Origin of the sequence: Mesorhizobium sp. Root102 (assembly GCF_001425625.1) — a bacterium.
Taxonomy (GTDB): domain Bacteria; phylum Pseudomonadota; class Alphaproteobacteria; order Rhizobiales; family Rhizobiaceae; genus Mesorhizobium.
Genome location: NZ_LMCP01000045.1, coordinates 180,059 through 193,279 on the forward strand (window position 1 = coordinate 180,059; position 13,221 = coordinate 193,279).

Annotated in this window: 11 protein-coding genes and 1 tRNA gene; 5 read left to right on the forward strand and 7 right to left on the reverse strand. The window is 63.1% G+C overall.

Going from position 1 to position 13,221, the window contains the following annotated elements:
- Positions 1 to 48: 48 nt before the first annotated feature.
- The 3 genes from ASD12_RS27155 to ASD12_RS27165 all read right to left on the reverse strand — a co-directional run bounded on the left by ASD12_RS27155 (position 49) and on the right by ASD12_RS27165 (position 2,716).
- Positions 49 to 675, reverse strand: coding sequence for a hypothetical protein (locus ASD12_RS27155; protein ID WP_056593932.1), 627 nt, complete (start codon positions 673 to 675; stop codon positions 49 to 51).
- An 860-nt stretch (positions 676 to 1,535) separates the two neighbouring features.
- Positions 1,536 to 1,609 (reverse strand) — tRNA-Gln (locus tag ASD12_RS27160).
- Positions 1,610 to 1,783: 174 nt separating this feature from the next.
- A complete protein-coding gene (locus ASD12_RS27165) occupies positions 1,784 to 2,716 on the reverse strand; it encodes a lysylphosphatidylglycerol synthase domain-containing protein (protein WP_056593935.1) in 933 nt (310 codons plus the stop codon).
- A 386-nt stretch (positions 2,717 to 3,102) separates the two neighbouring features.
- Here ASD12_RS27165 and ASD12_RS27170 point away from each other — a divergent pair, with 386 nt between their 5' ends.
- Complete coding sequence (locus tag ASD12_RS27170) at positions 3,103 to 4,461, forward strand: Ppx/GppA phosphatase family protein (protein ID WP_056593939.1); 1,359 nt, start codon at positions 3,103 to 3,105, stop codon at positions 4,459 to 4,461.
- A 22-nt stretch (positions 4,462 to 4,483) separates the two neighbouring features.
- Entirely contained in the window at positions 4,484 to 5,275 is a 792-nt protein-coding gene (locus ASD12_RS27175; RefSeq protein ID WP_056593942.1) for an RlmE family RNA methyltransferase, read from the forward strand.
- Positions 5,276 to 5,281: 6 nt separating this feature from the next.
- On the opposite strand, the gene ASD12_RS27180 is transcribed toward ASD12_RS27175, so the two are convergent.
- Complete coding sequence (locus ASD12_RS27180; RefSeq protein WP_056593945.1) at positions 5,282 to 6,703, reverse strand: MFS transporter; 1,422 nt, start codon at positions 6,701 to 6,703, stop codon at positions 5,282 to 5,284.
- A 288-nt stretch (positions 6,704 to 6,991) separates the two neighbouring features.
- Here ASD12_RS27180 and guaB point away from each other — a divergent pair, with 288 nt between their 5' ends.
- The 3 genes from guaB to ASD12_RS27195 are packed head-to-tail and all read left to right on the forward strand — an operon-like array spanning position 6,992 to position 9,522.
- A complete protein-coding gene (guaB, locus tag ASD12_RS27185) occupies positions 6,992 to 8,494 on the forward strand; it encodes an IMP dehydrogenase (protein WP_056593948.1) in 1,503 nt (500 codons plus the stop codon).
- Positions 8,445 to 9,068 carry a hypothetical protein gene (locus ASD12_RS27190; RefSeq protein WP_082525710.1) on the forward strand — a complete coding sequence of 208 codons (624 nt, stop codon included), beginning with the start codon at positions 8,445 to 8,447 and terminating at the stop codon, positions 9,066 to 9,068. Before guaB ends, ASD12_RS27190 begins: the two co-directional genes overlap by 50 nt.
- Positions 9,069 to 9,102: 34 nt before the next feature.
- Positions 9,103 to 9,522 carry an MAPEG family protein gene (locus tag ASD12_RS27195; RefSeq protein ID WP_056593950.1) on the forward strand — a complete coding sequence of 140 codons (420 nt, stop codon included), beginning with the start codon at positions 9,103 to 9,105 and terminating at the stop codon, positions 9,520 to 9,522.
- A 65-nt stretch (positions 9,523 to 9,587) separates the two neighbouring features.
- On the opposite strand, the gene rnd is transcribed toward ASD12_RS27195, so the two are convergent.
- The 3 genes from rnd to ASD12_RS27210 form a co-directional block, all read right to left on the reverse strand.
- Positions 9,588 to 10,739: a ribonuclease D gene (gene rnd / locus ASD12_RS27200; protein WP_056593952.1), complete on the reverse strand. Its 1,152-nt coding sequence runs from the start codon at positions 10,737 to 10,739 to the stop codon at positions 9,588 to 9,590.
- Between the two features lie 75 nt (positions 10,740 to 10,814).
- Positions 10,815 to 12,059 (reverse strand): MFS transporter, encoded by a 1,245-nt coding sequence (locus tag ASD12_RS27205; RefSeq protein ID WP_056593956.1) that lies wholly within the window; start codon positions 12,057 to 12,059, stop codon positions 10,815 to 10,817.
- 143 nt (positions 12,060 to 12,202) lie between these two features.
- On the reverse strand, positions 12,203 to 13,141 hold the full coding sequence (locus ASD12_RS27210; RefSeq protein ID WP_056593960.1) for a LysR family transcriptional regulator: 939 nt from the start codon (positions 13,139 to 13,141) through the stop codon (positions 12,203 to 12,205).
- Positions 13,142 to 13,221 lie beyond the last annotated feature (80 nt).

Sequence of the window (13,221 nt, forward strand, 5' to 3'; positions counted from 1 at the left end):
ACAAAGACCTAAAGCGCGTCCTCTGAATCCGTTCAAAAGCGACGCGCTTTAGGATGTCGGACTGTCTCCGTTTTGCCAGCCGGCTAGCTCTGGCAGGTCGTCTAGCCAACTTTTCTCCGTCATCAAGGCATCGCCGGCCTGCGGGGCGGCTTCGGCGGCGTTTTGAATGAGCCAGTCCACCCATTTCCGATAGGCAACCGGGTCCAACCGGGGCGGCAGCACCTTGGCCTTGGCCAGCATGCGTTTGCGGAAACTAACTTGCCTGCGGAGCTTGGTCGTCGTGAATTTGATTGCCTTGCCTTTATATTCGACCGTCCAGCGCTCATCCCCATGGCTGGTGAGCCCGTCGATGGCGAAATCGACATCAACCGGCCTATCCCGCCAGGGAAGCTCGATGGCATTCTTCCTCAGATCGAGTGCCCATCGCCTGTAGTTGGCCCCGGCACGCTGGGGCGGCAACACACCAGCCTGTTCAAGTATCTTCCGGCGGAAGGTAGGCTGCTTCTTGAGCTGGCCTGTCGTCAGCTCGACGCGATGCCCGCGGAATTCGACGTGCCATCGGATCCGCCCGTTGCCGAAATACTTCACCAGCCTGTCGATAAAGAATTCGTCGTCGGTAAGCATCACGCAACCCTGCTTGATCCTTTCGAGAATGTACTGGCTATCGGTGGGCATTGCGCGGCCTCGTGCAGGAACCTTTGACGAAGCTTAGCCAGTGGCACCCACAGGCGGCCAACAATCGCTTTCGCTCCGGGAATCTCGCCTGCCTCAATCAGCCCAAAGTGATGCGCGGGTTGCCATTGATATGCAAGGCGGTAGCACGCGCACCCAGGTGATGCCGGGAGCCAGGTTGGCGATGGGCGGCCCAGGGGCCGGAGCCGGAGCGTTTTGCATCGTCATCCACCAAAGCTCATCCGAAAACCTTCTAAGCAAGGAGGCTACCCGCTAGGTTCACGGCCAACGTGTTGGTAAGGTTCTGCCGTTATCATTGGTCCCCACATGGATGTCAAAACGCCCCCTATCCCTGCTGTCGATAACGCGGGCTGGCCCGGTGCTCTCACGGCCGCAAACGCATGGCGTGGACACTGTCTCAACATATTTGCTCGAAGCGAAGCAGCCGTTAGCGAGACGCTTTTGGTGCTGGCGAGTGTATCGGATCGGGGCACCGTCGTGAAACTGCCTCATCTGGTCGGCCAGCGATTTGAGGAGTTGGCAACTTTGATCGGACCCACCGGAGCTTTCGCTTCGGAAGGCAAGTCATCCGCAGCAGCATTGTCGGCCTTTCGTGCCCATGAGAGCCTGCGTACGTCGTTGTGCCACGGTGTCGGCAAAATTGCACTTGACCAACAAGGGGGTTGGTTGCTCGTGTTAAGGACACTTGCGTTCCGATCAAAGCAGCCGCAACGCACAGTCCTGGTTATCGAAGAGAACGAAGCCGAAGGATTGGTCAAATCACTCCAAGCCGCTGGGCATCGACTCCGTTCAGAATTAGGAAACTTACGGCAAAAGTTAGGGTCGACCTGAGAAATGAGATTTGGCTGGGGAACCTGGATTCGAACCAGGACTAACGGAGTCAGAGTCCGTGGGTCTACCGTTAACCTATTCCCCAGCAGGCGCGGTCATGAACCGTGCGGGCCGAGCGGGCAAGCCGCTGTGAGCGCTGCCTTGTAGCCGCCAGCGGAAAATAGTCAAGCCTGCCCGGCAGTTCAATTGCAACCTTTTGTCTGCCGGGTTCAGGCGTCACGTTTCAAACGCTGCGCAGCGCCTCGAGGCCAATCTCACCTCAACCCTCCGTTCGGCTGAACTGCGAGCGTTCGAAGAACAGCACCACCCCCAGGCCCAGAATCAGCGGGATGATGAGGTAGAACAGCCTGAACACCAGCAGCGCCGCCAGCACGCCGACCGGGTCCATGTCCGAAAGGCCGGCCAGGAACACGACCTCGAACACGCCGAGCCCGCCCGGCGCGTGCGAGATCTGCGCGATCGAAAAAGAGACGAGGAAGACGCCGAGCACGACGAAATAGCCGGGATTGTGAGCTTCTGGCAGGGCAAAGAAGATGATCGCGGCAGCCGCCAGCAGTTCGATCGGGCCAATCAGCAATTGCCGTGCGACGATCGGCAGCGCCGGATAGTGCAGCTGAAAGCCGGCGATCTTCAGTGGGCGCAGATGCAGCCAGCTGCCGAATATGTAAGCGGCGACGAGCAGCAGCATGGCGATGCCGGCCGCCGCCGACAGGCCATGATGCGCAATTCCCGAAAAGCGGTCGATGATCTCAGGCTCGAACACCAGCACGAGGCCGGAGGCGAGAATCGTCGACAGCACGAAGGTGATCCAGCAGACAGCCACCAGCACTCCAACATCCTGGCCGGTCAGGCCCCTGGTGCCATAGGCGCGGTATCGGATTACGGCGCCGGAAAACACCGAACCGCCGATGTTGTGCGACAGCGCATAGGTGGTGAAGGAGCAGAGCGTGACGAACAACCACGACACTTTCTTGCCGATGTGCAGGAGCGCGATGTGGTCGTAGCCGGCGAGCGAGGCATAGGCGATGACCGAACTCACGGCCGCGAGAATCCAGCCGCGGGCAGGGATAGCAGTGATGCCGTCCCAGACATCGTCGAGCGAAATGCCGCGCAGTTCGTGCCAGAGCAGCAGCAGCGAGAAGATCACCGCCGCTATGCCGACGACCGGCCAGAAATAGCGTCTCCAGTTCATTGCCTGATTGCCATGCGTTGCGGATCCGCTTCCTTTTCTGTTGGTGATGGGAGGAGGCCGGCTACCGCCGGCTACTCCCGCCCATTTCAGAAATGCCTCATTGAAGCCGGCTATTCAACCGCGAAGGTTTTTCGCGGTGGCAACCGGCAGGCTTTGTCCGTGCTGCAAGCGGCCGAGAGGACTCAGGAAGGTGTTGCGCCTACCAATCCAGGCTTGCGGATACATTACGCAATGCTGCCGGAACGGCGGTTCGCGCGGCCAGCCGGCAAAATTCGGCACGCGGCTCTTGGTGATCGGGCGCGGCACTGTTAGTCTGGCGGCAACTTAAAACACTGAAGCGCCTGCTGCGTCCATCATCGGTTCGCGCGGCGCCGGAAGGAACGACAGTGGAAGACCACGACACCGGCGCCGGCGCGCCGGCGGTGGGCGTGTCCAGCGCTTCCCAGGGGCCATCTGGCCCGGGAACCGCCAGCTGGCAGCAACGCCGCCCGACGGAGCCCCGTTTCGCCGATGCGCAGGCGGGCGACGCGCCCCAGAAGGGCAAGCCCAAGAAGCGGCGCAAGCGGAGGCGCGGGCGCAAGGTTTTTGCGCGCGACGAAGCGCGTCCCCCGGAGAATCGAGCGCCGGCGCCAGGCAAGACCGGCGCCCCGGCGGCGGAGGCGCACAGGCCGGCGGAATCGGTGGCCTCGTCCGCCGCTGTAGTGACCCGGCCCGAACAGGGCACCCGGCGCCCACCGGTGCACGAGCTTCCCGTGTTTGCGGCGCTTGACCTCGGCACCAACAATTGCCGGCTGCTGGTTGCCGTGCCGACGCGGCATGGCCAGTTCCGCGTCATCGACGCCTTTTCGCGCATCGTCCGGCTGGGCGAGGGGCTCACCGCCAATGGCCGGCTCGGCCAGCCGGCGATGGACCGCGCGGTCGAGGCGCTGAAGATCTGCGGCGACAAGCTGCGCACCCGCAAGATCCGAAAAGCCCGGCTGATCGCCACCGAAGCCTGCCGCACGGCCGACAACGGCGTCGAATTCCTCGACCGCGTCGAGCGCGAGGCCGGCCTGAAGCTAGAGATCATCGATCGCCAGACCGAGGCGCGGCTGGCGGTGTCCGGCTGCGGCTCTCTGGTCGAGCGTGATACGCAAGGCGTCGTGCTGTTCGACATCGGCGGCGGCTCCTCCGAAATCGCACTGATCGATCTCGCCGGCCGCCGCTCGCCAAGGCTCGCCAATCACATCGTGTCGTGGACCTCGCTGCCGGTCGGGGTCGTCTCGCTGGCCGAGCGTTTCGGCGGCCGCACGGTGACGCGCGAGATCTTCGCCGCCATGGTCGACGATGTCGCCGGCCGGCTGGCCGGCTTCGACGGCCGCGATCGGCTGAGCCACCTCAAGGCGAGCCCGAATTTCCATCTGCTGGGCACGTCCGGAACGGTGACGACGCTGGCCGGTGTTCACCTCGACCTCGATCGCTACGACCGCCGCCGTGTCGACGGGCTGTGGATGGACCGCGACAGCGTCGACCGCATGGTCGAAAAACTGGTCGGCTGGGATTTCCAGCAGCGCTGCGCCAATCCTTGCATCGGTGCCGATCGTGCCGATCTGGTGCTGGCCGGCTGTGCTATCCTCGAAGCGATCCGCGCGGTATGGCCGTCGGAGCGGCTGCGCGTCGCCGACCGGGGTCTGCGCGAAGGCATATTGAGCGAGCTGATGGCCGATGACGGCGTCTGGCGCAACGATGGGCGTGGCAGAGCGTGAGCCCGAACCGAAGAAATAAGCAATGACCAAGAAACCGGGAAAACCAGGATCCGCCAGCATTCGCGTTCTGAAGACGCGGATCAAGAAGAAGAGCGGGCTGAAGGAATCGTCGCGCCGCTGGCTGCAGCGCCACATCAACGATCCCTATGTCCAGCGCTCCAAGGCTGATGGCTATCGCTCGCGCGCGGCCTACAAGCTGATCGAGATCGACGACAAGCACCATCTGTTGAAGCCCGGCATGAAGGTGATCGACCTCGGCGCGGCTCCCGGCGGCTGGTGCCAGGTCGCGGCCGCGCGCACGAAATCGACGGCCGACAAGCCGCATGTCATCGGCATCGATTATCTGGAGATGGACGCCGTGCCCGGCGCGCCGGTGCTGTTGATGGATTTCCTCGATCCGCTGGCGCCACAAAAGCTGGCCGAGGCGCTGGGCGGGGATCCCGATATCGTGCTGTCGGACATGGCGGCCCCGACCACCGGCCACAAGCGGACCGACCATATCCGCACCATGCATCTGTGCGAGGTGGCGGCCGACTTCGCGCTGTCGGTGCTGAAGCCGGGCGGGCATTTCCTGGCCAAGACCTTCCAGGGCGGCGCCGAAAATGAATTGCTCTCCCTGCTCAAGCGCAACTTCCGTTCCGTCCATCACGTCAAGCCGCCGGCGTCGCGCGATGAATCGGTCGAGCTTTATCTCCTGGCCAAGGATTTTAAGGGGCGAGAGCCGCCCAAGGGCGAATCGGAAAGTCCATCGGACATTACGAAGGACTTGAGCGCCCGAGGCGATAACGAAGGGCCGGACGACGGCGAAGGCTAAGCCGCATCAATTGCCCGGCGGGCTTACCGCTTCCAACGTCTTGGGCGTGATCAATCGGCCATGTCCGGAGACGGCGCTGCCGGCGTCGGGCGCCAGCCGCATGAAGGACAGGGACGCGGCGGCGGATATCACCGCAACGACGAAGAACGCGGTGTGGAAATCCGCCAGCGTCAGTGACCTGTCATTCAAGCTCGTGGACACTTCCAGGATGCCGCCGGCCACCGCCACGCCGAGCGCGACCGACAACTGCTGGAACACGGCTGTAATCGGCGTCGCCTTGCTGGTGTCTTCAGCCGAAACCTCGGCATAGGCGAGCGCATTGACCCCGGTGAAGAACATCGAGCGGATGAAGCCGCCGACGAGCAGCATGGCCAGCATCAGCAGATAGGGTGTGTCGGGTGTGAACAGGCCGTAGATGGCGATCGAGGCCGCGGCGACCAGCGAACCGACAACCAGCACGCGGCGGAAGCCAGCGACGCGGAAGATCAGTGCGGTGACGAATTTCATGCCGATGGCGCCGATCGCCGAGACGAAGGTGATCATGCCGGACTGGAATGGCGTCAGCCCAAAGCCGATCTGGAACATCAGCGGCAGCAGGAAGGGCACGGCGCCGATGCCGATGCGAAACAGCGAGCCGCCGAGTACCGAGGAGCGGAACACCTGGTTGCGGAACAGTTCGAGCGCCAGCAGCGGGTTTTTGGCGCGGCGTGCATGCAGCAGATAGAGCGCGCCCGACAGCAGGCCAACCGCTACGGTGATGACACCCACGATTGGCGGCAGATAGGGCAAGCTGACCACCGACAGGCCGAACACCACCCCGGATGCCGCCAGCCCGCTCAGCACGAAGCCGATGAAATCAAGTGGCGGCGTCTGCGAGGGTTCGGTCTCCGGCAGGAAACGCGTCGCCAGCCAGATGCCGACCACGCCGATCGGCACATTGATCAGGAAGATCCAATGCCAGGTGAAATAGGTGGTGATGAAGCCGCCCACCGGCGGCCCGACCAACGGCCCGACCAGAGCCGGAACGGTCAGCCAGGACATTGCCGCGACGAGTTCGCTTTTCGGTGTCGCGCGCACCAGCACCAGCCGCCCGACCGGTGTCATCATGGCGCCGCCAATGCCTTGCAGGAAGCGCGACACCACGAAAGCCGGCAGCGAACCGGAGAGCGCGCAGGCGATCGAGCCGACGATGAAGACCGCGATCGCGGCACGAAAGACATTCTTGGCGCCGAAACGGTCGGCCATCCAGCCGCTGATCGGAATGAAGATCGCCAGCGATACCAGATAGGCAGTCAGCGCCAGCTTGAGCGCGATCGGGCTGGTATGGATGTCGATTGCGATCGCCGGCAGTGATGTCGCGATGACGGTCGAATCCATGTTTTCCATGAAAAGGGCGACCGCCAGTATGAGCGGGATGGTGCGGTTCAAGGAACGCGTCCAGACTTGAATGTTGCGTTGCCGGTTGCATGTCGGTCTTGAAGCGGGCGGTTACCATGCCTTCGCCGGGATGTCGCATTAATTTGCTGTCACTTTCGTGCTACCGGCAACCACAGGTGGCACCCATCGGGCGAAAAGTCACCTTTCCGGGAGCGTGAAATCATCGGCTTTTCATCGGCGCCGGGACGTGTTACCAGCCAGCGCCAATCCTGAAAGGGAAGAAACGAGTCGGCGCTGTCCATTCCGGTCCAGCGCTTTTTTGTATTCCGAGGGCTGGCCATGGCAAAAATCATCGAAACCTCCACCGGCGCATTGGCGCTGACCTTTGACGACGTGCTGCTGCAGCCGGGTCATTCCGAGGTCATGCCCGGCGAGACCGATGTCCGCACCCGCATCGCCAGCGACATCGACCTCAACGTGCCGATCCTCTCGGCGGCGATGGACACCGTCACCGAGGCGCGGCTTGCCATCGCCATGGCCCAGGCCGGCGGCATTGGCGTCATCCACCGCAATTTCTCGCCGGCCGAACAGGCTGAGCAGGTGCGGCAGGTCAAGAAGTTCGAATCCGGCATGGTGGTCAATCCCGTCACCATCGGTCCTGACGCGACGCTCGCCGACGCGCTGGGCCTGATGCGCAGTTATTCGATCTCGGGCATTCCGGTGGTCGAGAATGGCGGCAGTGGCGGCCACAAGATCGGACGGCTGATCGGCATCCTGACCAATCGTGACGTGCGCTTTGCGTCCGATCCGGCGCAGAAGGTCCATGAGCTGATGACCCGTGACAACCTGATCACGGTCAAGGAGAATGTCGACCAGGACGAGGCCAAACGGCTTCTGCACCAGCACAGAATCGAAAAGCTGGTCGTCGTCGACAAGCAGGGCAATTGCGTCGGGCTGATCACCGTCAAGGACATCGAGAAGTCGCAGCTGAACCCGCACGCCACCAAGGACGCGCAGGGCCGCTTGCGCGCCGCCGCCGCCACCAGCGTCGGCGATGACGGTTTCGAGCGCGCCGAACGTCTCATCGATGCAGGCGTCGACCTTCTGGTGATCGACACCGCGCATGGCCACTCGCAGCGCGTGCTGGACGCGGTGACGCGCGCCAAGAAGCTCTCCAACTCGGTTCGCATCCTGGCCGGCAACGTCGCCACCGCCGCGGGCACGCAGGCGCTGATCGACGCCGGCGCCGACGCCGTCAAGGTCGGCATCGGTCCGGGCTCCATCTGCACCACCCGCATCGTTGCCGGCGTCGGCGTGCCGCAGCTCTCGGCCATCATGTCGGCGGTCGAGACGGCGCACAAATCAGGCGTCTCGGTAATCGCCGACGGCGGCATCAAATATTCCGGCGATCTCGCCAAGGCGCTCGCCGCCGGCGCAAGTGCCGCCATGATCGGCTCGCTGCTGGCCGGAACCGACGAAAGCCCTGGCGAGGTCTATCTGCACCAGGGCCGCTCCTTCAAGGCGTATCGCGGCATGGGCTCGGTCGGCGCCATGGCCCGCGGCTCCGCCGATCGCTACTTCCAGGCCGAGGTGCGCGACACGCTGAAATTGGTCCCGGAAGGCATCGAGGGGCAGGTTCCCTACAAAGGACCTGTGTCTGGCGTGCTGCACCAGCTTGCAGGCGGGCTGAAAGCCGCTATGGGTTATGTTGGTGGCCGCGACCTTGCCGATTTCCGCGACCGTGCCACCTTTGTGCGTATATCCAACGCCGGACTTCGTGAAAGCCACGCCCATGACGTCACGATTACCCGCGAAAGCCCGAATTATCCCGGCGGAGTCTAACCAGTACGGGCTCGGGCGGAGCCTGACGGCGACGATCCTGCGGCTGTCGCGGCACGCAGGCGCGCTCTGTTTCCTGTCGGCGGTGGTGTTCATCGCCATGACGGTGCTGGAATTCTTCTACTTTCAACAGTTGAGCGGTGGCTTGCCGTCACTCGACATGCGTATTTTCGGTTTCACGCCGGATGAAGGCATGGCCTGGCTGACAGCGCTCGGCCGGCGCGGTGGCGAGATCATTCTCGTCTGGCACTATCTGACCTTCGCTCTCCTGTTCCCGGTGCTGCTGTCGGCGACGCTGGTCAGCCTGATCCTGGCAACCGGTCGGCGATTGAAGGCTTTCCGTGTGTTGCCGGCGCAGTTGCAGTCGATCTTCGCGCTGGTTCTGGTGCTGCCCTACACGCTTGCCGACTACGTCCAGAACATCGCGGTGGCGCGGCTTCTGTCCGATTTCCTGTCGGCGAACCCGGATTCGCTGTCTTTCGCCTCGTCGCTGATCGTCACCAAATTCGCGCTTTTAGCCATCCCGGCGATCGTCATTGCCGCCTTCTGGCTGGCGGGCCTGAAACGCCAGGCTTGATGCCGGCAAAACCCAACCGGGCAGGGGGGACTTCATGAACCAGACCACGATCTTCTGGCCTGTTCTGGCGCATGTGCTGCTGATCTACATCGTCTACGGCGTCCTGGGTCGCCGCAGATACGGCGCAGTCAGGTCAGGCGAAGCTAAGGCCGGCCAGTTCAAGGTGCGCTCGACCGAGCCTGCCTCTAGCATCACCGTTGCCGCCAATCTCACCAACCAGTTCGAATTGCCGGTGCTGTTCTATGTGCTGTGCCTGACGCTGCACCTGACCAACGGCGTCAACTATCTGACCCTGGCGCTGATGTGGATTTTCGTCGCGTCGCGCTATTTTCATGCCTGGATTCACCTGACCAGCAACAATCTGCTGCTGCGCAGCCGCTCTTTCTTCGTCGGAGCGGTGATTCTTTTGCTTGGATGGATCTGGTTCGCGCTGCACCTGCTCGGCGTGGTTTGAGCAGGTGTTTACCCTCCCGAAGGGGAGGTCGCTCCGCAAAGCGGAGCGGTGTGGGGGTAAAGCGCCTAAAGATCGAACACGGCGATCTTGCGCTTGTCGAACTTGATGCCGATCTCGCCGCGCACCAGCTTGAGCGCTGCTTCGCCGAACACCGCGCGCCGCCAGCCCTGCAGGGCCGGTACGTCGGCTTCCTCGCCCTCGGCGGCGATACGGTCGATGTCGTCGCTGGAGGCCAGCACTTTCGAGGCGACGCCTTCCTTCTCCGCGACGATCCGCAGCAGCACCTTCAACAGTTCCGCCGCTGCATTCGAGCCCTCGGGCGGCTGGAAATTCTTCGGCAGCTTCGGCATCTGCTCCTTGGGCAAGGCAAGCGCGGTGTTGACCGCGCCAAGCAGCGCCGTCGCCGTCGAGGAGCGCTCCCAGCCCTTCGGCGTCGTGCGCAGCTTGCCAAGGGCTGCCGCGTCGCGCGGCGCCTGCTGCGCCACCTCGTAGATTGCGTCGTCCTTGAGCACGCGGCCGCGCGGCACGTCGCGTTCGCGCGCCTCGCGCTCGCGCCACGCCGCCACGCCTTGCACGATCGCCAGTTCCTGTGGTTTGCGCAGCCGCATCTTCAGCCGTTTCCAGGCGTCCTCGGGGTGTGGATCATAGGTCTCGCGCGAGGTCAGGACCTCCATTTCCTCGTTGAGCCAATGGGCGCGGTTCTCCCGCGCCAGTTCGGCGCTGAGGTGCTGGTAGACCTCGATCAGATGGGTGACGTCGGCCAGCGCGTAGTCGAGCTGCTTGTCGGAAAGCGGCCGGTGACGCCAGTCGGTGAAACGCGATGACTTGTCGAGCCGCGCCCCGGTGATGCGCTGCACGAGCTGGTCGTAGGACACACTGTCACCGAAGCCGCAAACCATCGCCGCCACTTGCGTGTCGAACACCGGATGCGGCACCAGATCGCCGAGATGGACGATGATTTCGATGTCCTGCCGCGCGGCGTGGAAGACTTTGACCACCGCCTCATTGGCCATCAGCTTGAAGAACGGCTTCAGGTCGATGTCGGGTGACAGCGGATCGATCAGCGCCGTTACGCCGGGTGCGGCCATCTGGATCAGGCACAGAATCGGCCAAAAGGTCGTTTCTCGAATGAATTCGGTGTCGACGGTGACGAAATCCGACTTTTCGACAGCGGCGAGAACGGTCTCGAGTTCTTTCTGGGTGGTGATGACGTGCATCAAATCGCTTTTGACAGGAGTAAGGTCTTCCTAGATTTCAGCCGGCGGGGCTTTCGTCAAGCTTTGGCGCCATCGTCACGACCCAGTCGGCCCGTCGGAATCGCTGTTTCTCCTGGCTAGCCGTGCGAAAACCGTCGAGGTGCGCAACAGCGCGGTGAAGCGGCTGCGCCTGCCTGCCGGCACGCCGGACCGGGCCTGCATCCGGTAAAGAATGACGGCGATGAAGATCGCATAGACCACGGCGCTGAACACGAACAGCGCGCTCGGCCCGAAATACTGCATCGCCGTCGAGGCGGCGAATGGGCCGCCAATGGCGCCGAAGGAATAGAACAGCATCAAGGCCGCATTGATCAGCACGAACTCGCCCGTGTCGGCGCGGTCGTTGGAATGCGCCGCCGACAGCGAATAGAGCGGCATGGCGAAACAACCGAAGATGAAGATGATGATGAAGTTGAACAGCGGATTGCTGCCGGCGATGAACACCAGCGCCAGCGCCGAAAGCATCGCGCAGCAGGTCGTTATCAGCAGCACCCGGCGCCGGTCCCAGCGGTCGGAGAGGTAGCCGAGCGGATACTGGATGACGGCGCCGCCGAAGATACCGACGCTGACGAAGGTGACGACATCGGCGACCGACATGCCGATCTGCTCGGCATAGACCGGCGACAATGTGCGAAAGGCGCTGTTGGTGACGCCGACGGCGATGCAGCCGAAACAGCCCAGCGGCGAAATCCGCCAGACGCGCGCCAGGTCGAGCTTGACGTCCTCGGGTGGCGTCGGGTTGGAGCGGTCACCGAGCGAAACCGGCACCAGCGACAACGTGATCATGATCGACATGATGGCGAAGATGGTGAAGCCGCCGGCGCCGAAGACCGGGATCAGGAACTGGGCGCCGGTCACGGAACCAGTGTCGACCATCCGGTAGATCGCCAGCACACGGGCGCGATCCTTGTTGGCGACGCCGGAATTCAGCCAGCTTTCGACGATGGTGAACAGCCCGGCGAAGCAGAAACCGCCGGCAAAGCGCACCGCGCACCACATCACCGGATCGAGAACCAGCACCAGCAGCAAGGTGCCGACCGAGGCGATCGCCGCCAGCGCCGAAAATGCCCTGATATGGCCGACCGCCTTCATGATGCGGGTGATGGCCAGGCAGCCGAGCAGGAAGCCGGCGAAATAGAAGGTGCCCATCAGGCCGATGTCGGAGGCGGAAAACCCTTCCTGCGCGCCACGCAGCGCGATCAGCGTGCTCTGCAGCCCATTGCCGCCAAGCAGGATGCCGGCGGCGAGGAGGAGCGGGATCAGTGGGCGGATGGAGGACATGAAGCAATCACGTGTCGGTGATCCCTTCTTGAACCATCGCCATGGCCAATACCAGCGCCAATTCCCGGCGGTATGGGGCCCAACAGGGGTTATCGGCGCCTCAGTTTGGATTTCAGCCTGAGGTGGTTGGTTCGCGGGCGCGGTCACACCGCCAATCTGGCCACGGCCTCCATCCGCTCTTGAAAGACCTCATGCAACCGAGTGAGGAAGGCCCGCACGGCCGGGTTGGTGCGGCGGCTTTCCGGCCAGAGTGCGGTGATATTGTGCCGCTTCACGGCGAATTCGGACAGCACCGGTACGAGCTCGCCACGCGCCACATAGGGCGCTGCAATAAAGGTCGCGCTGATGCCGATCCCGCCGCCGGCCGCGAGTGTCGCGACCAGCGCATCGCTCATGTCGACAACGATGCCGGACGGCGGCACGATCTCGATCATTCGATCGCCGATCCGAAAAGGCCAGTGCAAAGCCTGGCCCGTGCTCTGGTAGCGGAGGTTGACGGTGTCGTGCCCCTCCAGTTCGTCCGGGTGCATCGGGGTGCCACGCGCTGCCAGATAGGCTGGCGATGCGAAGGCGCAGAGCCGATGCGGTGCGAGCCTGCGCGACAACAGCCGCGAGTCTGCGAGGTCGCCAATGCGTACCGCGATGTCGATCCCTTGCTCGATGATATCTACGATCTGGTCGTTCAGCCGCAGATCTACCGTCACCTTGGGATAGAGCTTGCGGAACGCCGGCAGCGCGGGCGCTATCACATGGAGGCCGATCGGCAGCGGCGCTGCTATCCGCAAGGTGCCTGAAGGCTCGGAGCGCGCCGTCATCGCGACCTGCTCTATCTCTTCCACATCGCGCAGCAGTCTGAGCGCGCGCTCATGCAGCTCGCGGCCCTCTGGCGTGAGGGTCAGCGAGCGGGTCGTGCGTGTGAAGAGTGAAATCCCCAAATGCTGTTCGAGCCGCTGCACGCTCTTGCTGACGGCCGAGGGCGAGATCGACAGGGAACGGGCAGCAGCGGTGTAGCTCCCGATCGACCCAGCACGGGCGAATGCGACCAAGCCAGTCAATCGATCCAAAGCGATATGTTCCTTCATGGAACTATTGAAACGAATTCCGAAGCAATTATCAACCTTGCGGCTTGGACATATGTGCCTTCAGCAATGATACTTTCCCA

Excerpts from the sequence above, each read along its gene's own strand:
- ASD12_RS27155 (WP_056593932.1), bottom strand. The coding sequence starts at position 675 with ATGCCCACCGATAGCCAGTACATTCTCGAAAGGATCAAGCAGGGTTGC.
- ASD12_RS27165 (WP_056593935.1), bottom strand. The coding sequence starts at position 2,716 with ATGAACTGGAGACGCTATTTCTGGCCGGTCGTCGGCATAGCGGCGGTG.
- ASD12_RS27175 (WP_056593942.1), top strand. The coding sequence starts at position 4,484 with ATGACCAAGAAACCGGGAAAACCAGGATCCGCCAGCATTCGCGTTCTG.
- guaB (WP_056593948.1), top strand. The coding sequence starts at position 6,992 with ATGGCAAAAATCATCGAAACCTCCACCGGCGCATTGGCGCTGACCTTT.
- ASD12_RS27190 (WP_082525710.1), top strand. The coding sequence starts at position 8,445 with ATGACGTCACGATTACCCGCGAAAGCCCGAATTATCCCGGCGGAGTCT.
- ASD12_RS27195 (WP_056593950.1), top strand. The coding sequence starts at position 9,103 with ATGAACCAGACCACGATCTTCTGGCCTGTTCTGGCGCATGTGCTGCTG.
- rnd (WP_056593952.1), bottom strand. The coding sequence starts at position 10,739 with ATGCACGTCATCACCACCCAGAAAGAACTCGAGACCGTTCTCGCCGCT.
- ASD12_RS27205 (WP_056593956.1), bottom strand. The coding sequence starts at position 12,059 with ATGTCCTCCATCCGCCCACTGATCCCGCTCCTCCTCGCCGCCGGCATC.
- ASD12_RS27210 (WP_056593960.1), bottom strand. The coding sequence starts at position 13,141 with ATGAAGGAACATATCGCTTTGGATCGATTGACTGGCTTGGTCGCATTC.